General features: G+C 72.5%; 16 protein-coding genes and 1 riboswitch. Of the genes, 11 read left to right on the top strand and 5 right to left on the bottom strand.

The genetic code is table 11. The annotated features are described in order from the left end of the window. Positions 1-260 precede the first annotated feature (260 nt). Both NX801_RS00225 and NX801_RS00220 read left to right on the top strand, forming a co-directional pair. A complete protein-coding gene (locus NX801_RS00225; protein WP_258784650.1) occupies positions 261-1,280 on the top strand; it encodes a DMT family transporter in 1,020 nt (339 codons plus the stop codon). Between the two features lie 80 nt (positions 1,281-1,360). Continuing rightward, a complete protein-coding gene (locus NX801_RS00220) occupies positions 1,361-2,008 on the top strand; it encodes a class I SAM-dependent DNA methyltransferase (protein ID WP_258784649.1) in 648 nt (215 codons plus the stop codon). A 359-nt stretch (positions 2,009-2,367) separates the two neighbouring features. Here the strand turns inward: NX801_RS00220 and NX801_RS00215 are convergent, their stop codons facing one another. The 4 genes from NX801_RS00215 to gcvT form a co-directional block, all read right to left on the bottom strand. After that, a complete protein-coding gene (locus NX801_RS00215) occupies positions 2,368-3,735 on the bottom strand; it encodes an L-serine ammonia-lyase (RefSeq protein WP_258784648.1) in 1,368 nt (455 codons plus the stop codon). A 264-nt stretch (positions 3,736-3,999) separates the two neighbouring features. Then, complete coding sequence (gene glyA, locus NX801_RS00210; protein ID WP_258784647.1) at positions 4,000-5,259, bottom strand: serine hydroxymethyltransferase; 1,260 nt, start codon at positions 5,257-5,259, stop codon at positions 4,000-4,002. 25 nt (positions 5,260-5,284) lie between these two features. Then, positions 5,285-5,659, bottom strand: coding sequence for a glycine cleavage system protein GcvH (gene gcvH / locus NX801_RS00205; protein ID WP_258784646.1), 375 nt, complete (start codon positions 5,657-5,659; stop codon positions 5,285-5,287). A 446-nt stretch (positions 5,660-6,105) separates the two neighbouring features. Continuing rightward, the gene (gene gcvT, locus NX801_RS00200) at positions 6,106-7,299 is read right to left on the bottom strand and encodes a glycine cleavage system aminomethyltransferase GcvT (RefSeq protein WP_258784645.1); all 1,194 of its coding nucleotides are present in this window, start codon (positions 7,297-7,299) and stop codon (positions 6,106-6,108) included. A 255-nt stretch (positions 7,300-7,554) separates the two neighbouring features. After that, a riboswitch (glycine riboswitch) is annotated at positions 7,555-7,675 on the bottom strand. Positions 7,676-7,965: 290 nt separating this feature from the next. On the opposite strand from gcvT, the gene NX801_RS00195 reads away from it, so the two are divergent. The 9 genes from NX801_RS00195 to NX801_RS00155 all read left to right on the top strand — a co-directional run bounded on the left by NX801_RS00195 (position 7,966) and on the right by NX801_RS00155 (position 18,545). After that, the gene (locus NX801_RS00195) at positions 7,966-8,715 is read left to right on the top strand and encodes an ATP-binding protein (protein ID WP_258784644.1); all 750 of its coding nucleotides are present in this window, start codon (positions 7,966-7,968) and stop codon (positions 8,713-8,715) included. Between the two features lie 501 nt (positions 8,716-9,216). Then, positions 9,217-9,999 carry an enhanced serine sensitivity protein SseB gene (locus NX801_RS00190; protein WP_258784643.1) on the top strand — a complete coding sequence of 261 codons (783 nt, stop codon included), beginning with the start codon at positions 9,217-9,219 and terminating at the stop codon, positions 9,997-9,999. A 177-nt stretch (positions 10,000-10,176) separates the two neighbouring features. Beyond that, complete coding sequence (locus NX801_RS00185) at positions 10,177-10,962, top strand: enhanced serine sensitivity protein SseB C-terminal domain-containing protein (RefSeq protein ID WP_258784642.1); 786 nt, start codon at positions 10,177-10,179, stop codon at positions 10,960-10,962. A gap of 341 nt (positions 10,963-11,303) precedes the next feature. Further along, positions 11,304-12,974 carry an ABC transporter substrate-binding protein gene (locus NX801_RS00180; RefSeq protein ID WP_258784641.1) on the top strand — a complete coding sequence of 557 codons (1,671 nt, stop codon included), beginning with the start codon at positions 11,304-11,306 and terminating at the stop codon, positions 12,972-12,974. 250 nt (positions 12,975-13,224) lie between these two features. Then, positions 13,225-14,229: an ABC transporter permease gene (locus NX801_RS00175; RefSeq protein ID WP_258784640.1), complete on the top strand. Its 1,005-nt coding sequence runs from the start codon at positions 13,225-13,227 to the stop codon at positions 14,227-14,229. A gap of 1 nt (position 14,230) precedes the next feature. After that, positions 14,231-15,346, top strand: coding sequence for an ABC transporter permease (locus tag NX801_RS00170; RefSeq protein ID WP_258784639.1), 1,116 nt, complete (start codon positions 14,231-14,233; stop codon positions 15,344-15,346). A gap of 6 nt (positions 15,347-15,352) precedes the next feature. Further along, positions 15,353-16,357, top strand: coding sequence for an ABC transporter ATP-binding protein (locus NX801_RS00165; protein ID WP_258784638.1), 1,005 nt, complete (start codon positions 15,353-15,355; stop codon positions 16,355-16,357). Next, on the top strand, positions 16,354-17,667 hold the full coding sequence (locus NX801_RS00160) for an ABC transporter ATP-binding protein (RefSeq protein WP_258784637.1): 1,314 nt from the start codon (positions 16,354-16,356) through the stop codon (positions 17,665-17,667). Before NX801_RS00165 ends, NX801_RS00160 begins: the two co-directional genes overlap by 4 nt. 200 nt (positions 17,668-17,867) lie before the next feature. Next, positions 17,868-18,545 carry a trimeric intracellular cation channel family protein gene (locus tag NX801_RS00155; RefSeq protein ID WP_258784636.1) on the top strand — a complete coding sequence of 226 codons (678 nt, stop codon included), beginning with the start codon at positions 17,868-17,870 and terminating at the stop codon, positions 18,543-18,545. A 116-nt stretch (positions 18,546-18,661) separates the two neighbouring features. Here the strand turns inward: NX801_RS00155 and NX801_RS00150 are convergent, their stop codons facing one another. Continuing rightward, positions 18,662-19,561: a helix-turn-helix transcriptional regulator gene (locus NX801_RS00150; RefSeq protein WP_258784635.1), complete on the bottom strand. Its 900-nt coding sequence runs from the start codon at positions 19,559-19,561 to the stop codon at positions 18,662-18,664. Between the last annotated feature and the right edge of the window lie 109 nt (positions 19,562-19,670).

Raw genomic sequence — 19,670 nt, 5'->3', positions numbered from 1 at the left:
CCGCCGTGCACCGCCCGGCGCCCGGGCCGAAGGGGCCGGCCCCGGCCGGATGCCTCCGCCGGACGGCTCCGTCGGACGCGCCCAGCGGATGCCCCCGTCGGATGCCTCCGTCGGGCGGCCCCTTCGGACGTCCCCGTCGGACGGCGCCGACGCGGCGGAGGCGCGGCGGAGACAACCCTCACCACGATCTACCACCCGGACCGGCCGGGGCGGAATCGCCTCGGCGCCGGACGAACCCGCGGACTGGAACAGAACCTGTCATGGGAAGTACGCAGAAGAACGTCCTCGCCGCGCTGACGGCCGCCCTGCTCTGGGCCTTCGCCTTCGTCGCCCCGGCGGCCGTGCGGCCCGCGAGTGAACTGCTCCTGGTCACCGGCCGGTACTCCCTGTTCGGCCTGTGCGGCCTCTATGTCCTGTGGCGGGGCCGGAGGCAGCTCGGGCTGATGCCGACCCGGAGAATCCTCTTCGGCCTGTACATCGGCTTCGTGGGGTACTTCGTCTTCTACGTCTGCGTCTCGTACTCGGCGACCATGGACAGCGGTTTCATCACCGCGGTCGTCGTGGGATCGTCACCGATCACCATCGCCGTGGCCGGCAACTTCGCGGAAAAGCGGATGTCCTGGCGCGAGCTGATCGCACCGGTCGTCCTGATCATCGTCGGCCTGACGCTCCTCAGCGTGTCGGACCTCATCCAGGGAGACGACCTGGAAGGCGCGAACGACTCCCTCTTCGCGATTCTGCTGGCGCTCGGGGCCATGCTGACCTGGTCCTACTTCGTGGTCCGCAACGCCCAGTCGCAACGGACCTGGGAGACGAAGCCCGACCCCACACTCTGGGCGGGGCTTGTCGCCATGGGGGCGGGCGGGGCCTCGATGGTGCTGCTGCCCTTCGCCATCGCCTCCACGCCGGCCGAGACGTTCGAACCGTATCCGCTCTTCAAAATCATCGCGTGGTGCGTGTTCCTCGGCGTCATCGCCTCCTGGTGGGGGACCTACATCTGGGTGAAGGCGGCGCAGGGCATTCCGGTGCCCCTGGTGGGGCCGCTGCTCGCCACGGAGACGATTTTCGGAGCGATCCTGAGTCTGCCGGTGGAGAGGCGGCTGCCGACCTGGTCGGAGGTCACCGGTGCCCTGTTCGTGCTCGCCGGAATCGGGGTCTACATGTTCTTCGACGTGAAGAACTCCCGCACAAGGAACGGAGGGAACGGCGGGAGCGGCGGGCACGGCGGGGATGACGACGAGCGGAGCTCGGACGCGTCGGGTGTGCCCGTCGTGACCTAGCGGGACGGCGACGCGACACAGCGGGGCGGCAAAAAGGAACGGTCATGATCGTCGGCTCGGCCGGACAGAGAGGCAATTCCATGAGCAACTCCTTCACCAAGGTCGCGCGGTCCCATGTCTTCTTCGAGGACGCCCCCGGGCTGAAGCGCTACTACGAGGACTGGGCGCCGGGCTACAACGGGGACCTGGCGGATCAGAAGTGGGTGGCACCGAGGGTCGCGGCCAACTTCGTGCACCTGCTCGCCTCGGCCTATGGATCGCCGGACACGGAGATATTCGACGCGGGCTGCGGTACGGGCCTCGTCGGCAGCTTCCTCAGCACCCTGGGCAGCTACGAGATCGACGGTGTCGACCTCTCGGAGAACATGGCCGCCGAGGCGCGCAAGACCCAGGCCTACCGGAAGGTCTTCGGCGGCGTGGACCTCTCGGAGCCGAAGCGTGACGAGCGGCTCGGGCAGTACGGCATCGTCGTCAGCAGCGGGGTGTTCACGCTCGGCCATGTGCGCCCGACGGCGCTGCTCACACTGATCGAGTACGCCCTGCCCGGCGGCCTGATCCTGGTCTCCACCCGGGGCAGCTACGCCACCGAGACCGGCTTCGAGGAGTTCGCCCTCTCGCCCGAGGTCAGGGAACTGGCCACGCTGCGGTTCAAGCTGCCGGACGCCAACTACATCGCGGAAGAGGGCGCCGACTACTGGGTCTTCCGCAAGAACACGCCCGCGCGGTAGCGGGTCGCCCGTTCACCGGTCCCCGGGCCGGCGGCCGCGGCGATGACGCGCCCGCACGGCAGCGGGGGAGCGGCGCCGCCGATCCGGACCGGGCACACCGGGGGCCGCACTCCGCGTGCGGCCCCCGGTGCGCCCGCACCGCCGCGTACGGGCACGTGTGCCCGGACCGCCGCGTACGGGCACGCCGGCCGCGAGCCGCCCGGCGTCGTCGCCCGGGGCGCACGTCGTCACCCGGGGAGCGCCGACCGGGGCGGCGCCCCGCCGGGGCCTGAGGCCCCTGACAGCGCTCACCTACCCGGACGCGCTGCCCGGGGCCGTACTCCTCGGATCTGCCAGAGCCCTCAGAGCCCTCAGACCCCTCAGCACTCGATGATGTTCACCGCGAGGCCGCCGCGGGCGGTCTCCTTGTACTTGACGGACATGTCGGCGCCGGTCTCCTTCATGGTCTTGATGACCTTGTCGAGGGAGACCTTGTGGCTGCCGTCGCCGCGCAGGGCCATCCGGGCGGCGGTGACGGCCTTGACGGCGGCCATGCCGTTGCGCTCGATGCAGGGAATCTGGACCAAGCCGCCGACCGGGTCGCAGGTGAGGCCCAGGTTGTGCTCCATGCCGATCTCGGCGGCGTTCTCGACCTGCTCGGGGGAGCCGCCCATGACCTCGGCGAGGGCACCGGCGGCCATGGAGCAGGCGGAGCCGACCTCGCCCTGGCAGCCGACCTCGGCGCCGGAGATGGAGGCGTTCTCCTTGAAGAGCATGCCGATGGCGCCGGCCGCGAGCAGGAAGCGGACCACGCCGTCCTCGTCGGCGCCCGGGACGAAGTTCACGTAGTAGTGCAGGACGGCCGGGATGATGCCGGCGGCGCCGTTGGTGGGGGCGGTGACGACCCGGCCGCCGGCGGCGTTCTCCTCGTTGACCGCCATGGCGTAGAGGGTGATCCACTCCATGGAGAGGGCCAGCGGGTCGCCCTCGGAGCGGAGCTTGCGGGCGGTGTTGGCGGCCCGGCGGCGGACCTTCAGGCCACCCGGGAGGATGCCCTCGCGGGACATGCCGCGCGCCACGCACGCCTCCATGACCCGCCAGATCTCCAGCAGCCCGGTCCGTATCTCGTCCTCGGTGCGCCAGGCCTTCTCGTTCTCCAGCATCAGGGCGGAGATCGACAGGCCGGTCTCCCGGGTGAGCCGGAGCAGCTCGTCGCCGGTGCGGAAGGGGTGCCGGAGGACGGTGTCGTCCAGCTTGATCCGGTCCGCGCCGACCGCGTCCTCGTCCACGACGAAGCCGCCGCCGACCGAGTAGTAGGTCTTCTCCAGCAGGGTCGCGCCCTCGGCGTCGTACGCCCGGATGGTCATCCCGTTGGCGTGGTACGGGAGGGTCTCGCGGCGGTGCAGGATCAGATCCTCGTCGAAGTCGAAGGGGATCTCGTGGGCGCCGAGCAGATTGATCCGGCCGTCCGACTTGATGGTCTCCACCCGCTCGTCGGCGGTCTCCACGTCGACCGTACGGGGCGACTCGCCCTCCAGGCCGAGCAGGACCGCTTTGGGGGTGCCGTGGCCGTGGCCGGTGGCGCCCAGGGAGCCGTACAGCTCCGAGCGGACGCGGGCGGTGTGGGCGAGCAGGCCCTCGTTCTTCAGCCGGCGCGCGAACAGGCCGGCGGCCCGCATCGGGCCGACGGTGTGGGAGCTGGACGGGCCGATGCCGATCGAGAACAGGTCGAAGACCGAGATGGCCACGGGGGAACTCCTAGCGTGGGGAAGACGTCGTTGTCCGCCGGATGGTGCTGGGCAACGCGGGCTGGGCGGGAAGGGGTGGGGTGGGGCGGGACGGCGATGGCGCGGGACCGGTCGGGGCCGGGCGGCCGGTGGGGCGGTCGGGTCGGTCGGGCGGGGCAAGGGACGGGGCACCGCACTCACTCTCCAGTGTGCGCGGTGCCCCGCAAATCAGTCTGTTGCGTACCTAACGTCTCCGCGAACGCGTCGCGAAGCTCGCGGGACGGCTCACAGACCAGGATAAAGCGGGTGCTTCGTGGCCAGGGCGGCGACCCTGCCCTTCAGTGCCTCCGCGTCGTACGAAGGCTTCAGCGCCTCCGCGATGATGTCGGCGACCTCCCGGAAGTCCTCCTCCTGGAAGCCCCGGGTGGCCAGCGCGGGCGTGCCGATCCGCAGACCCGAGGTGACCATCGGCGGGCGGGGGTCGTTCGGAACGGCGTTCCGGTTGACCGTGATGCCCACCTCGTGCAGCCGGTCCTCGGCCTGCTGGCCGTCCAGCTCGCTGTCGCGCAGGTCCACCAGGACCAGGTGCACATCGGTGCCCCCGGAGAGGACCGAGACGCCGTGCTCGGTGACGTCCGACCGCACCAGGCGCTCGGCCAGGATGCGGGCGCCGTCCAGGGTGCGCTGCTGGCGCTCCTTGAACTCCTCCGACGCGGCGACCTTGAAGGCGACCGCCTTGGCCGCGATCACGTGCTCCAGCGGACCGCCCTGCTGACCGGGGAAGACCGCCGAGTTGATCTTCTTGGCCAGCTCGGCCGTGGAGAGGATCACTCCGCCGCGCGGGCCGCCCAGGGTCTTGTGGGTGGTCGTGGTGACGACATGGGCGTGCGGCACCGGCGAGGGGTGCAGCCCGGCCGCGACCAGACCCGCGAAGTGGGCCATGTCGACCATCAGGTAGGCGCCGACCTCGTCCGCGATCCGGCGGAAGGCGGCGAAGTCCAGCTGACGCGGGTACGCCGACCAGCCGGCCACGATCAGCTTCGGCTTGGACTCCTTGGCGAGCCGCTCGACCTCGGTCATGTCGACCTGGCCGGTGGCGTCGTCCACGTGGTAGGCCACCACGTCGTAGAGCTTGCCGGAGAAGTTGATCTTCATGCCGTGGGTCAGGTGACCGCCGTGGGCCAGGTTCAGGCCCATGATCGTGTCGCCCGGCTTGAGCAGCGCGAACATCGCCGCCGCGTTGGCCTGCGCGCCCGAGTGCGGCTGGACGTTGGCGTGCTCGGCGCCGAACAGCTCCTTGACGCGGTCGATCGCGATCTGCTCGACCACGTCGACGTGCTCGCACCCACCGTAGTAACGGCGGCCCGGGTAGCCCTCGGCGTACTTGTTGGTGAGAACGGAGCCCTGGGCCTCCATGACCGCGACCGGAGCGAAGTTCTCCGAGGCGATCATTTCCAGGGTGGACTGCTGACGGTGGAGCTCGGCGTCGACGGCGGCGGCGACATCCGGGTCCAGCTCATGGAGAGGGGTGTTCAGAAGCGACATCAGGCGGTCCCTTGGGGTCTCGTGGTCAGCTGGCGAATTCGGTGTACTCGTCGGCGGAGAGCAGGTCGGCCGGCTCCTCCGTGACCCGCACCTGGAAGAGCCAGCCGCCGTCGAACGGGGCGGAGTTGACCAGCGACGGATCGTCCACGACGTCCTGGTTGGCCGCGACGACCTCGCCGGTCACCGGGGAGTACAGGTCGCTGACGGACTTGGTCGACTCCAGCTCGCCGCAGGTCTCGCCCGCGGTCACCGTGTCACCGACCTCCGGGAGCTGGACGTACACCACGTCGCCGAGCGCGTTGGCCGCGTGCTCCGTGATGCCGACCGTCGAGACGCCGTCCTCGGCGGCCGACAGCCACTCGTGCTCCTTGCTGTAGCGCAGCTGCTGGGGGTTGCTCATGACCTGAATTCTCCTGTACGCGGGGGAGTGCTGGTGAACGGGGAGCCCACCGGTCGGGCGGGCCGTGGCCGGGTCCCGGCCGGGCCCGGGCCGGACCTGCGGGTCCGGTGGCCGGTGTCCGGGATGTGGATGGTGCGATCGCGGTGTGTGGGCGGGTGGTGACCCGGGGTGTGCTGCCCCTCCTGCCTGGCCGGCCGGGGTGACCGGCCGGCCGCCGGAGGGTGCGGGCCGGCGCCCCGGCCGCCGGATGGGCGCGAACCGGTGCCCGGGGCGCCGTCCGGCGGGTGTCGCCGCCGCCACCCGTGCCCGCGTGTCGCGGACGGGCGCGGGGCCCGGGGCGAGCCGGCCGGTCCGCGGTCGCGGGCGAGCCGGGGACGGGCGGCCGGTCCGTGGACGCGGTCGGCGCGGGAACAGGCGGGCGGCCGGCCCATGGGTGCGGGTGGCCGCTACTTCTGGCGCTTGTAGAACGGCAGCGCCACGACCTCGTACGGCTCGTGCGTACCGCGGATGTCCACGCCCACACCCGGGGTGCCGGGCTCGGCGTGCGTGGCGTCGACGTACGCCATGGCGATCGGCTTGCCCAGGGTCGGCGACGGGGCGCCGGAGGTCACCTCGCCGATCACCTCGCCGCCCGCCATCACGGCCATCCCGGCGCGCGGCACCCGGCGGCCCCCGGCGATCAGCCCGACCAGCTTCCGGGGCGGCTTCGCGGCGGCCCGCTCGGCGGCGGCCGTCAGGGCCTCCCGGCCGACGAAGGCCCCGTCGTTGCCGGTCTTGTCGAACTTGACCACCCGGCCGAGCCCGGCGTCGAACGGGGTGAGCCCGGTCGTCAGCTCGTGCCCGTACAGCGGCATGCCCGCCTCCAGGCGCAGGGTGTCCCGGCAGGAGAGCCCGCACGGGACCAGACCGGCACCCGCGCCCGCCTCGGTGAGCGCCCGCCACAGCTCCTCCGCGTGCTCCGGCGCCACGAAGAGTTCGAAGCCGTCCTCGCCGGTGTAGCCGGTACGGGCGATCAGCGCGGGCACCCCGGCGACGGTGCCGGGCAGTCCGGCGTAGTACTTCAGTCCGTCCAGGTCGGCGTCGGTGAGGGCCTTCAGGATGCCGGGCGACTCCGGGCCCTGGACGGCGAGCAGCGCGTAGGCGTCCCGGTCGTCCCGCACCTCGGCGTCGAAGCCGGCCGCCCGCGCGGTCAGCGCGTCCAGCACGATCTGGGCGTTGGAGGCGTTGGCCACCACCATGTATTCGGCGGCTTCGGCGGCTTCGGCGGCTTCGGCGGCTCCGGCGGCTCCGGCGGCTCCGGCGGCCTCACCCTTGTCCAGCCGGTAGACGATCAGGTCGTCCAGGATGCCGCCGTCCTCCTGGCAGATCATGGTGTAGCGGGCCCGGCCCGGGGCGACCGAGCCGATGTTGCCGACCAGCGCGTAGTCCAGCAGGTCCGCCGCGCCGGGCCCGGTGACGGTGATCTCGCCCATGTGGGAGAGGTCGAAGAGTCCGGCGCGGGTGCGGACGGCGAGGTGCTCCTCGCGCTCGCTGGCGTACCGCAGCGGCATGTCCCAGCCCGCGAAGTCGGTCATGGTGGCGCCCAGCGAACGGTGCAGCGCGTCGAGCGCGGTGCGGCGGGGGGCGGCGGCAGTGCTCATGAGGTGTGGCTCCCGAGGTCCCGGTTTGGCGATGACGGCACGACTGGTGAGGACGGCCCCCACGGACCACGACCGGTACGGATCATGACGGGCGCGGGTCATGACGGCACGGGTCACGACGGGCGGGGACGGTCCTCGCGGACGAGGACGATCCTCCCCCTCTGTCATCGGAACCTGAGAGGTTCGCCGCGACCCGGTGGGTATCGGCTTGCACCTTGGGTGGGACCGCCGGGGCGGTCCGCTTTTCAGAGTTGCCTCATTCGCGCGGTACGGGGCCTGAGAGATTCAAGGGAGGTGCTTGCTCCTTCGGCGCCCGGAACCCGGTCGTGAAGTGATCACGTCCGACCATGTTCCGGAACTCTCCCGCGCGGATTCGAGCGGCCGGTATGCGGTTGTGTGCGCGTTCGCGTCATTCCCGACCGCGCGGCGCCTGGCGCGCACATCATTGCACGCGGGGTCTCTTCGGCAAATCGGTTGTGACTCATTACCCATTCTTTACACTTCTTGGGCAAGGGTCGGACAGCCGAGCCCGAGCAGGGGGAGTAGCGGGGAGTAGCGATGGTGTCGCAGCGGTCCGGTGCGTACGGGACACGAGCGGGCGCGGCGCGGGCGGGCGCGTCCGCCGGAGCGGTCCCGGGGGGCCGGCCCGGACTGCCGGGGGGCGGGATGTCCGGCGGCTCCGGGGTCTCGGGCGCCTCCGGGGGCCCGGGGCTCCCCGAGGTGGCGCTGCCGGCGGGCCGGGCGGGACGGCCGGACCGGTTCGGGGCGCTGGTACGGCGCCGTCCGCTCGCCGCCGTCCTGCCGGTCGTCCGGGACCTGCGAGGCCGGGGCGGGCGCGGGCCCCGGGCGCTGACCTTCGCCGCCGGGGACCTGGTGGTCGTCTCCGGGCTGCCCGGCAGCGGCAAGTCCACGCTGATCGCCCGCACCGCCGGGGGTCTGGGCGTCGACTCGCAGGATGCCCGGGACCGCTGGGAGCGCCGGATGCCCGGCCGGCTGCCGTACGCCGTCTACCGCCCGCTGGTCCGGGCGGCGCACTACTGGGGGCTGCGCCGGGCGCTGCGGGCCGGCGCCCACTTGGTGGTGCACGACTGCGGGACCCAGGTCTGGGTGCGCCGCTGGCTGGCCCGGGAGGCCCGGCGGCGCGGCCGGAGCCTGCACCTGCTGCTGCTCGACGTGGCGCCCGACGCCGCGCGCGAGGGCCAGCGGGATCGGGGCCGGGGGGTCTCCCGGTACGCCTTCGCCCGGCACCGCGCGGCGGCCGGCCGGCTGGTGCGGGACGCCGAGCGGGGCGTGGTGCCGGCCGGGTGTGCCTCGGTGACCCTGCTGGACCGGCTGGCCGCGACGGCCCTGCGGCGGATCGGGTTCGGCGCGGTGCCGGGCGAGCGGGACGGCGGAGTGGGGCCGGGCGGCCGGTGAGCCCCGGCGGACCGGGGGCCGGGGAGTCCGGGGAGCCCCGACGCTCCCGGCCGCCCGGGAAACCGGGGCCCCGACCGGCGCTGAGCCCCCCGGGGCCCGCGCCGGGGAGTCCGGCCGGTTCCGGGTCCGGACGGGGCCCGATCCGATCAGGCCCCGGGCCGTACACGCGGCCCGGCAGCCCCGACCCGCCCCGGTCCGGCATGCGCGACCCGTCCGGACAGGGCCCGAGCCCGTCCGGTCCGTCGCGTCGGACCGCCGGGCGCGCCGTCCGGCCTGCCCCGCCGGCCCGCCCGGCGCCCCTCGCGCCCGGTGGCCTCGCCCGCGCGTCTGGCACCCGCCCCTGGCCAGGGCCTATCGTGCTGCGACGGAACGGCGGGCAGGGGCGTACCGGCGATGGCGGTGGGCCGGCAGGCGCGTACCGGCTGGCACCGTCACCGCCGGCGGGCGCGTACCCGGCCGTACCGAGGTCGTGGGAGAGCGGGAAAGGGCGAGGAACCACCAGTGGACACAGCATGGCCGGGCCACCAGTCGCTGCCGGACGCACCGGTCTGGCCGGGCAACGAGTTGGAGGAGGTGCTCGCCGCCTCGCTCGGTGACCCCGGCGCGGGCGCCCGGCTGGTCGAGGTGCTGGGGCGCAGCCCGGTCTGGGTGCCGCTGCCCAACGGCGGCGCGCCCGACAGCCCCGGCCTGGACCTGCCGACGCTGGAGCTGGACGGCGCCCCCTACGTACCGGTGTTCAGCTCCGAGGGGGAGTTCCGGCGCGGCGCCGGCGCCCATCTCTCGTACACCGTCGCCCCCGCCGTCGAGTTCGCCCGGGGGCTGCCGCCCCAGCTGGGCATCGCGGTCAACCCGGGCGGCACGGTCGGCGTCCCGCTGCCGCCCCCCGCGGTGGCCGCGCTCTGCCGGGCCGGGCGCACCGAGCTGGACGGGCCCGCCTCCGGGGGCCGGGTGCGGCTCTTCGAGCCCGACTGGCAGGAGGACCCGGTCGACTTCCTGACCGCCGCCGCCGCCGAGTTCCAGGCCTCCGGCGCGGTGCTCACCGCCCGCCGGGCGCTGGCCAGCGTGGAGGGCGAGCCGCCCACCCTGTTCGTCGGGGTCCAGCTCCACGAGGAGTGGACCCCGGACGCCGGCCGGGCGGTGGCCCTGGACGCGCTGGGCCGGGCGCTGGGCCGGGCGCCAGTGGCCTGGCCGGTCCATCTGATCCTGCTGGACGTGGTGCGGGACCCGGTGGGGGACTGGCTGCTGGCGCGGGTGCGGCCCTTCCACCAGCGGCTCCCCGCCTAGAGGTCCGCGAGACCGCGAGATCCGCGAGACCGCGAGATCCCCGGAGGTCCGGGAAGAGGCCCGGAGAGAGAGCCGCGGAGAGGTCCGGAGGGAGATCCGGCCGCGGATCCGGATAAAGATCCGCGGCGGAGTCCCGCATAAAGTGGAGCGGTGGACGGAAGAGGGGCGGGACCGAGGGTGAGTGCACCGGGCACCCCGGCGACCGGACAGGTCGAGCACATGCTGCGCCAGGTGGCGCCCGGGCGTTACGACGCCTACGAGGCGCTGCTGCGCGCCCTGGCCGACCCGGCGGGCGGCCGGCTCTGGATGCTGCTCTGGCACGGCCGGCCCGGCTCGCCCGACGCCCAGTACGGCAACATGGAGGTCGACGGCGTCTGTTACGCGCCCTGCGTCACCTCCGCCGAGGAGCTGGCCGCCTCCGGCTGGACCCGCGCCCATGAGGTGGTCGGCGGCCCGGAGATCGCCCGGGCCCTCTACCCGGACCGCTGGGGCGTCTGGCTCAACCCGCACGCCCCCGGCGGTGGTGTGGGCATTCCCTGGCCGGACCTGCGCCGGATCGCCACCGGGCTCGACCGGATGCCCGCCGGGCCGCTGCGGCTCTCCGAACCCGCCATCGAACTGCCGCAGTTCTACGCCCTGTTGGCGCAGAACGCGCACCGCACTCCGGTGGTCCGCTCGCTGCGCCGCGCCTGGGTGCACCCGGCGCTGGGCTCGCCGTACCTCGCCATCGGACTCGATCTGTACGACGCCGGGCACGCCGCCGTGGAGTCGGTGCGGGCGATGATGCGCCAGTCGGTCACCGCCGTCCCCGAGGGGCTGCCGGTCTCCACGGTCGCGATGTCCGACCCGCACGATCCGGTCACTCTCTGGCTGCGCGCCAACGCCCGGCCGTTCTACGACCGCGAGGCGCACGCCGCCCCGCCGGCCGGTCCCGCCTACGGCTACCCGCCCCGGGGCGCCTGAGCCGTCCCGCGTCCCCGGCTCCGGACCCGTACCGCGTCTCCGGAGCCGTTTCCGCACGTCCCCGCACGTCACCGGCGCCGCTCCGGCCGGTCCGGGGGCGGGCCCCGGCGGACTCCCGCCCCCGGACCGCGCCCGTCGGCGCCCGGCGCTTCGCGGCGCCTGTCCCGCAAGCCGCTCATATGACCGCGCCGAACGTTCATGTCCCGTATCAGGCCGGTTTGTTGGGCGTCCGGGTCTCGACTGGGTATCACCGCTATCCGGACTGTTCTCGGCCGCCGGAGGCGTGGGTAGTGTTCGGCCGGTCAAGACCACGTGTCACGGCGGAATCCTGGGGTGGGCCCATGCGCATGTTCAGATCCCGAACCACCAGAGCGGTCACGGCGGCGGTCGCCGTCGGCCTGATCGCCACCGGGTGTGCGAGTGAGCGGGGCAAGGACGGTGACAAGGGCGGGGCCAAGGACACCTTTGTCTTCGCCGGTGCCGGTGACCCCGGTTCGCTCGACCCCGCGCTCGCCAGTGACGGCGAGACCTTCCGGGTCACCCGGCAGGCGTTCGAGGCGCTTCTGGAGCACGAGCCGGGCGGCACCAAGCTGGTCGGCGGCCTGGCCGAGAAGTGGTCCAGCAACCCGGCCGGCACGGTGTGGACGTTCAACCTCCGTAAGAATGTGACGTTCCACGACGGCGAGAAGTTCAACGCGGCGGCGGTGTGCGCCAATTACGACCACTGGTTCAACTGGAAGGGCACCTACCAGTCGAGCGCGGTCTCCTACTACTGGCAGGCCATCATGGGTGGCTTCGCCAAGAACGAGGACCCCGAGGCGCCCAAGGCGAACTACAAGTCCTGCACCGCGAAGGACGAGAACACCGCCGTCATCGAGGTCGACCGGCCCTCCGCCAACCTGCCCGGCGGCTTCTCCCTCCAGGCGCTGGCGATCCATTCGCCCAAGGCGCTGAAGGAGTACGAGAAGCAGGCGGCGTCCGGCAAGGGCGACGCCATCACCTACCCGAAGTACAGCCAGGAGGCCGGCACGGTCGCCGGCACCGGGCCTTACAAGATCACCAAGTGGAACAAGGGCAACAAGGAGGTCACCCTCACCCGCTTCGACGGCTACTGGGGCGACAAGGCCAAGGTGAAGAACCTGGTCTTCCGCACCATCGACACCGAGGAGGGCCGCCGCCAGGCGCTCCAGGCCGGTGACATCGACGGCTACGACCTGGTGTCGCCCGCCGACGTCAAGACGCTGAAGGGGCAGGGCTATCAGGTCCCGACCCGGGACGTCTTCAACCTGCTGTACCTGGGCATGACCCAGGAGAAGAACCCGGCGCTGAAGAAGCCGCAGGTCCGCCAGGCCATCGCGTACGCCATGGACCGCGAGAACATCGTCAAGACGCAGCTCCCCGAGGGCGGCAAGCTCGCCACCCAGTTCATGCCGGACACGGTGGCCGGCTGGTCCGACAAGGTGACGAAGTACTCCTTCGACACCGACAAGGCCAAGCAACTGCTGAAGGCGGCGGGCGAGTCGAGCCTCAAGGTCGAGTTCTGCTACCCGACCGAGGTCACCCGGCCGTACATGCCGGCCCCGCAGGACATCTTCGAGCTGATCAAGGCCGATCTGGAGAAGGCCGGCATCACCGTCGTCCCGAAGCCGCTCAAGTGGAGCCCGGACTACCTGGACGCCACCGAGGCGGGCGCCTGCGCCCTGCACATGCTGGGCTGGACCGGTGACTTCAACGACGGCTACAACTTCATCGGCACCTGGTTCGCCGAGTACGACAAGCAGTGGGGCTTCAAGGACCCGGCCGTCTTCGCGGCGGTGACCGACGCCTCGAAGCAGGTGGACCCGGCCAAGCGGGTCGCCTCCTACAAGAAGGCCAATGAGACGATCATGGCCTATCTGCCGGGTGTGCCGATCTCCTCCTCGCCGCCGGCCATCGCCTTCGGCAAGAACGTCAACCCGCCGAAGGTCTCTCCGCTGACCCAGGAGAACTTCGCCGAGGTCTCCTTCACGTAAGCAGCGGAGCCCGCGGGTTCGCCCGGCCCCAGCACAGGTGGCCGGGCGGACCTCACTCCGGCGTACCCGGATCCGGACCCCGCTCCCGCGCCCGTGCTCGTCCCGTGCGCGTGCTCGTGCCCGTATTCGTGCGCGGGCGGGCGCACGGGGCTGGACCCGTACCACGGCCGGCGTGCGGGGGCCGGACCGTATCCGTGACCGCGGGCGCGTCCGTGACGACCTCACCGAGAACACAAGAAAGGGGCCCGGGGTGCTGCGTCTCGTCGTACGACGACTGCTCCAGCTCATTCCCACCCTGCTCGGCCTGTCGGTCCTGCTCTTCCTCTGGCTGAACCGGCTCCCCGGCGGGCCCGCCTCGGCCATCCTGGGCGAGCGCGCGACCGAGGCCGACGTGGCACGCATCAACCGGGCCCTCGGGCTCGACCAGCCGGTCTGGGTCCAGTACGGCCGCTTCCTCAAGCGCGTCGTCCAGCTGGACCTCGGCACCTCCACCCAGACCGGCCAGCCGGTGTGGGACGAGTTCGTACTGCGCTTCCCGGCCACCGTGGAACTGAGCGTCGCCGCGATGCTGATCGCGGTGGCGGCCGGCATCCCGCTCGGCTACCTCGCGGCCCGGCGCCGCGGCGGCTGGCTCGATGTGACGGCGGTCTCCGGCTCGCTGATCGGGATCTGCGTACCCGTCTTCTTCCTCGCCCTGCTCCTCAAGGGTGTCTTCGCCGTCGGCCTGGGCCTCTTCCCCAGCTACGGACGGCTCTCCACCGGTCTCGACGCCACCGGTGTCACCGGCTTCGCCGTCCTGGACGGCCTGCTCACCGGGGAGTTCGACGCCACCTGGGACGCGCTCGTCCATCTGGTGCTACCGGCGGTGACCCTGGCCTCCATCCCGCTCGCCGTCATCGTCCGGATGACCCGGGCCAGTGTGCTGGAGGTGGTGGGTGAGGACTATGTCCGTACCGCCGAGTCCAAGGGCCTGGAGAAGCGGGTGGTCCGGGTCCGCCATGTGCTGCGCAACGCGCTGCTGCCGGTGGTCACCGCCGTGGGCCTGCTGACCGGCAGCCTGCTCTCCGGGGCGGTGCTCACCGAATCCGTCTTCTCCTTCGGCGGGATCGGCTCCTTCATCCGCACCTCGATCGACGCCCGGGACTACCCGGTGCTCGTCGGTTTCATCATGTTCATCGCGATGGTGTACGTCCTCATCAACCTGCTGGTCGATCTGGCGTACAGCCTCATCGACCCGAGAGTGCGGGTGCACTGACATGACCGCCGGAACCAATCGAACCCAGGCCGGCAAGGAAAGCGATGCCGGAGACGGAAGCAAGGAACGCGGTGAAAGCCAGGGAAGCAAGGGAAGCCAGGGAGCCAAGGGAAGCCAGGGAAGCGGTGGAGCCGCAGGAACGGCCGGGACCGCCGGGGCCGTCGCGACCGGGCGGGCCGCGAAGATCGACCGGCTCGCCGAACTGACCCGGCGGACCGGGGCCACCGTGGGCAACAGCCTCTGGAAAGAGGCGTTCCGGCGGCTGCGGTCCAACCGGATGGCGGTCATCGGCGCCGTGGTGATCGCCCTGTTCGTCGTCGTGGCCGTGGTCGGCCCGTGGGTGACGCCGTACTCACCCACGGCCCAGACTTGGCGCGGCGAAGTCCTCGCCAATCAGGGGAAGTTCGTCGGAGCGCGCGGCGAGAACTGGTTCGGTCTCGACCATCTGGGACGCGACATGTTCTCCCGGATGCTCGTCGGCGCCCGGCAGACCCTGCTGGTCGGGGTGGTCTCCATGCTCATCGGACTGCTGCTCGGAGCGCTGATCGGTACGCTCTCCGGGGCCGCCGTCACCCTCGGCGGGCGGGCCGGACGCCGGATCGACACCGTGGTCATGCGGGTCATCGACATCCTGTTGTCGCTGCCCTCGCTGCTGCTGGCGGTCTCCATCGCGGCCGTCATGGGACAGTCGCTCACCACCGTCATGATCGCCGTCGGGGTGGTGCAGATTCCCGTCTTCGCCCGGCTGTTGCGCGGCTCGATGCTCGCCCAGGGCGGCGCCGACTATGTGCTGGCCGCCAAGGCGCTCGGCATCCGCCGGAAGCGGATCGTCCTCACCCAGATCCTGCCCAACTCGCTGAGCCCGGTGATCGTGCAGGCCACCCTGAGCCTCGCCACCGCCATCATCGAGGCCGCCGCCCTCTCCTACCTGGGGCTCGGCAATCCGGACCCGGCCGTGCCGGAGTGGGGTGTGATGCTCTCCCAGGCCCAGCGGTTCTTCGACAACGCGCCGATGATGGCCGTCTATCCGGCGGTCGGGATCATCATCACCGCCCTCGGCTTCACGCTGCTCGGCGAGGCCATGCGCGAAGCGCTCGATCCGAAGCTGCGAGGCTGAAGTCCCATGCCACTGCTTTCCGTTGACGAACTCACCGTCACCTTCGGCGGCCGTGACCGCCGGCCGTCGACCGCCGTGGACGGGGTCTCCTTCACCGTAGGCCAGGGCCAGGTCGTGGGCCTGGTGGGCGAGTCGGGGTGCGGCAAGTCCGTGACCTCGCTCGCCCTGATGGGGCTGCTGCCGGCCAAGGGCGTCACCGTCGGCGGGCGCGCCGACTTCGACGGCACCGACCTGCTCACCCTGAGCCCCGCGCGGATGCGCGACCTGCGCGGCCGCGAGCTGGCCATGATCTTCCAGGACCCGCTCTCCTCGCTGAACCCGGTCGTCCCGATCGGCCTTCAGGTCACCGAGATCCTCCGGCGCCACCGGGGGCTCAAGGGCGAGCCCGCCCGGAAGGAGGCCGCCCAACTGCTCGACCGGGTCGGCATCCCGGACCCCGGCCGGCGGCTCAAGGAGTACCCCCACCAGCTCTCCGGCGGGATGCGGCAGCGCGCGCTGATCGCCATGGCGGTGGCCTGCGCGCCCCGGCTGCTCATCGCCGACGAGCCCACCACCGCGCTGGACGTGACCATCCAGGCCCAGATCCTGGAACTGCTCAGGGAACTGGTCGACCAGGAGGGCACCGCGCTGCTGATGATCACCCACGATCTGGGGGTGGTCGCCGGCCTCTGCGACCAGGTCAATGTCCTCTACGCGGGCAAGGCGGTGGAGACGGCGGGCCGCCGCGAGCTGTTCGGCCACCCCACCCATCCGTACGCCCACGGGCTGCTCGGCTCCATCCCGCGCCTGGACGCCCCGCGCGGCGAGCCGCTCCACCCCATCCGCGGCTCCATCAACGACAAGATCGCCTGGGCCGACGGCTGCGCCTTCGCCCCGCGCTGCGACCACTACACACTGGAGTGCCTCACCGGCACCCCCGAACTGACCGAGCCACGGGCCGCCGGCCACCGGGTGCGCTGTGTCAACCCGGTCCTGCCCGCCGTCCCGCCCACCGCGGAGGTGCCGGCATGAGCCTGCTCGAACTCGACGGCCTCAAGGTCCACTTCCCGATCCGGAAGGGGATCCTCTTCGACCGGGTGGTCGGCCATGTCTACGCGGTGGACGGGGTCTCGCTGAAGGTCGAGGCGGGCCAGACGTACGGCCTGGTCGGGGAGTCCGGCTGCGGCAAGACGACCCTGGGCCGGGCCGTGCTGCGGCTCACCGGCATCACCTCCGGCGAGGTGGTCTTCGACGGCACCGACCTGGCCGGTCTCGACGACGAGGCCATGCGCCGCTTCCGCCGCCGGCTCCAGATGGTCTTCCAGGACCCGCTGGGCAGCCTCAACCCCCGGCAGAACATCGAGTCCATCCTCGCCGAGGGCATGGCCGCGCACGGCATCGGCGCCGACCGGGAGGAGCGCCGGGAGAAGATCAAGGAGATCCTGGCGCGGGTCGGGCTGCCCGCCGACGCGCTCAACCGCTACCCCCACGAGTTCTCCGGCGGCCAGCGCCAGCGCATCGGCATCGCCCGCGCGCTGGTCCTGGAGCCGGACGTGATCATCTGCGACGAGCCGGTCTCCGCGCTGGACGTCTCCATCCAGGCGCAGGTGATCAATCTGCTGGAGGAGCTCCAGGAGTCACTGGGCCTCACCTATCTGGTGATCGCCCACGACCTGGCGGTGGTGCGGCACATCTCGGACGTCATCGGGGTGATGTACCTGGGGTCGCTGGTGGAGGAGGCGCCCAGCGACGCCCTGTACGCCGCGCCCCGGCACCCGTACACCAAGGCGCTGATGTCGGCGGTGCCGGTGCCCGATCCGGACCTGGAGGACCGCCGGGAGCGCATCCTGCTCCACGGGGACCTGCCGTCCCCGGCGAACCCGCCCGCCGGGTGCCGGTTCCACACCCGCTGCCCGTGGGTGCAGGACACCCTGTGCGCCACCGACCGGCCGGAGCTGACCGACACCGGCGACGGGCACCGGGTGGCCTGCCACTGGACGGCCGGGATCGAGGCGGGCACCCTCGTCCGCACCCGGGCCACCGGTATCGAGGCGGTGACCGAGACGGCGGCGGTCGCGGAGGAGCCGGAGGCGGCGGACGCCGGCCCCGCCCCGGACCTGGTGTCCGGCCCGGAGCCGCCGGCCCCCGTGCCCGGGGTGCCCGCGCCCGCGGCGGAGGCGGACCCCAAGCTGCCGGTGCCCGGCGTGCTGGGCGGCGCCCCCGCCCCGGGCCCGGCCGGGGCGCCGGGAGCACCCCCGCCGGCCGGCCCCGGCGAAGCGGCCGAGGGCGGACACGGGAGAACGACTGGGGGAGCCGGGCAGCCGGCCGCCGACCGGGGCTAGCCGGGCAGCCCCGGGGCGCGCGAGTCCGGCCGACGCGGGGACCCGCGTCCCGGACCCGGCCCCGGGCATGGCTCGGGTCCTGACCCCGGCCCCGGCCCCGGCGGGCGGGAACACCAGGGGGCATGAGCCCCGGGGGGAGCACCGGGCAGGAACACCAGGTGGGAGCACGGGCAGGAGCACCGGGCGGGGTAAAATGCCCGGTGCTCCTGGACCTGTTCACCCCCTCCGTACAACACGCGCTGGACCTCGTCGGCATCTTCGTCTTCGCGATCTCCGGCGCGCTGCTCGCCGTCCGGAAGAACTTCGACGTCTTCGGCATGGCCGTCCTGGCCGAGGTGACCGCGCTGGGCGGGGGCCTCTTCCGCGACCTCGTCATCGGCGCCGTACCGCCCGCCGCCTTCACCGACCTCGGGTACTTCCTGATGCCCCTGGTCGCCACCGTGCTGGTGTTCTTCCTCCACCCGGTGGTCGAGCGCACCCAGGCGGCGGTCAACGTCTTCGACGCGGCCGGACTCGGGCTGTTCTGCGTGGCCGGCACCACCAAGGCGTACGAGTACGGGCTCGGCCTCACCTCGTCCGCCGTCATGGGACTTGCCACCGCCGTCGGGGGCGGTGTGCTGCGGGACGTACTCGCCAACGAGGTGCCCTCGCTGCTCCGCTGGGACCGGGACCTCTACGCCGTCCCCGCGATCGTCGGCGCCACCATGGTGGTGCTCTGCCTCCGCTTCGACGCGCTCAACCCCGTCACCAGCGGACTGGCCGCGGTCTCCGCGTTCCTGATCCGGCTGGCCGCGCTCCGCTTCCGCTGGCGGGCGCCACGCGCCTGGAACCGGCGCTCCTCGGCCCGCGAAGCCCCGGAGGACCAGCCGAGCGCCTAGTGACCTGAGCCGGGGGTTCGTCGTCGGTCCGGTGTGAGCCGTCCGGGGCCGACGATCCCGTGGTGTCGTCCGACGCCGAGCGGGCCGGGCGGGCCGTACGGCGGTACGGCGGTGTCTCAGCGCCGTACCGGCGTCGGGCCCGGTGCGACCGGCGGGTCCTGCGCCATCGGGGCCGTCACACTGCCGAGGAGCCGCAGCGCGGCCTCCGACGGCGAGCCGGGCTCGGCCGTGTAGGCGATGAGGCGCTGGCCGGAGGCCCCGGGGATGACGAGGTTCTCGAAGCTCAGGTCCATCGCGCCGACCAGCGGATGCCGCAGGTGCTTCACCCCGGAGGTGCAGGTGCGCACCGGGTGCCGGGCCCAGCGAGAGGCGAACTCCTCGGAATTCATGACGAGTTGTCCGACAAGCTCGGTGAGGGCGCGGTCGTGGGGATGGCGGCCGGCGATCAGGCGCAGGGAGGCCACGCCGAGTTGCGCCTCCTCGTTCCAGTTCGTGAACAGATCCCGGTACTGCTCGTCCAGGAACAGCATCCGGGTCAGGTTGGGGCGGGTGGCCGGTGTGTCGGGGCTCTCGGGCGCCAGGTGTCCGGCGAGCAGCGCATGCCCTATGCGGTTCCAGGCGAGGACGTCGTTGTGCCGGCTGAGGACCAGGGCCGGAACTTCGCTCATGGCCGCCAGCAACTGCCGGGCTGAGGCGCCGGCATGGGCCGCCCGCGGTGGGGCCGGCCGGGACGAAGCGGCGGGGCGGGCGAGGTCCTTCAGATGGGCCGTCTCGTCGTCGGAGAGGCGCAGCGTACGCGCTATCGCCTCCAGCACACTGTCGGAGGCGCCGGTGGCCCGGCCCTGTTCGAGACGGGTGTAGTGGGTGATGCTGACCCCGGCGAGCATCGCCAACTCCTCCCGGCGCAGACCGCTGACGCGGCGGCGGGTCGGGTGCGGAGCGATGCCGACCTCCTCGGGGCGCAGTGCGGCGCGACGCGACTTGAGAAAGTCTCCCAGCTCGGACGGGGCGTCCATCCATGCCTCCAGGTCGGCGGTGTGCGACAGGCCGTGGCCACTGACTTCCCCATCATGCCCGCCCGGCCCGGTGACCGGAGGCCGTCAGGGTGGTCGTGTGATGACCACC

The organism is Streptomyces pyxinae, from assembly GCF_024756275.1.
Classification (GTDB): Bacteria; Actinomycetota; Actinomycetes; order Streptomycetales; family Streptomycetaceae; genus Streptomyces; species Streptomyces pyxinae.
This window is presented reverse-complemented; position numbering and strand designations above follow the sequence as displayed.

What these genes read in the sequence shown, in the direction of transcription:
- NX801_RS00225 (WP_258784650.1), top strand. Translation starts at nt 261, where the DNA reads ATGGGAAGTACGCAGAAGAACGTCCTCGCCGCGCTGACGGCCGCCCTG.
- NX801_RS00220 (WP_258784649.1), top strand. Translation starts at nt 1,361, where the DNA reads ATGAGCAACTCCTTCACCAAGGTCGCGCGGTCCCATGTCTTCTTCGAG.
- glyA (WP_258784647.1), bottom strand. Translation starts at nt 5,259, where the DNA reads ATGTCGCTTCTGAACACCCCTCTCCATGAGCTGGACCCGGATGTCGCC.
- gcvH (WP_258784646.1), bottom strand. Translation starts at nt 5,659, where the DNA reads ATGAGCAACCCCCAGCAGCTGCGCTACAGCAAGGAGCACGAGTGGCTG.
- gcvT (WP_258784645.1), bottom strand. Translation starts at nt 7,299, where the DNA reads ATGAGCACTGCCGCCGCCCCCCGCCGCACCGCGCTCGACGCGCTGCAC.
- NX801_RS00195 (WP_258784644.1), top strand. Translation starts at nt 7,966, where the DNA reads ATGTCCGGCGGCTCCGGGGTCTCGGGCGCCTCCGGGGGCCCGGGGCTC.
- NX801_RS00180 (WP_258784641.1), top strand. Translation starts at nt 11,304, where the DNA reads ATGCGCATGTTCAGATCCCGAACCACCAGAGCGGTCACGGCGGCGGTC.
- NX801_RS00170 (WP_258784639.1), top strand. Translation starts at nt 14,231, where the DNA reads ATGACCGCCGGAACCAATCGAACCCAGGCCGGCAAGGAAAGCGATGCC.
- NX801_RS00165 (WP_258784638.1), top strand. Translation starts at nt 15,353, where the DNA reads ATGCCACTGCTTTCCGTTGACGAACTCACCGTCACCTTCGGCGGCCGT.
- NX801_RS00160 (WP_258784637.1), top strand. Translation starts at nt 16,354, where the DNA reads ATGAGCCTGCTCGAACTCGACGGCCTCAAGGTCCACTTCCCGATCCGG.
- NX801_RS00150 (WP_258784635.1), bottom strand. Translation starts at nt 19,561, where the DNA reads ATGGACGCCCCGTCCGAGCTGGGAGACTTTCTCAAGTCGCGTCGCGCC.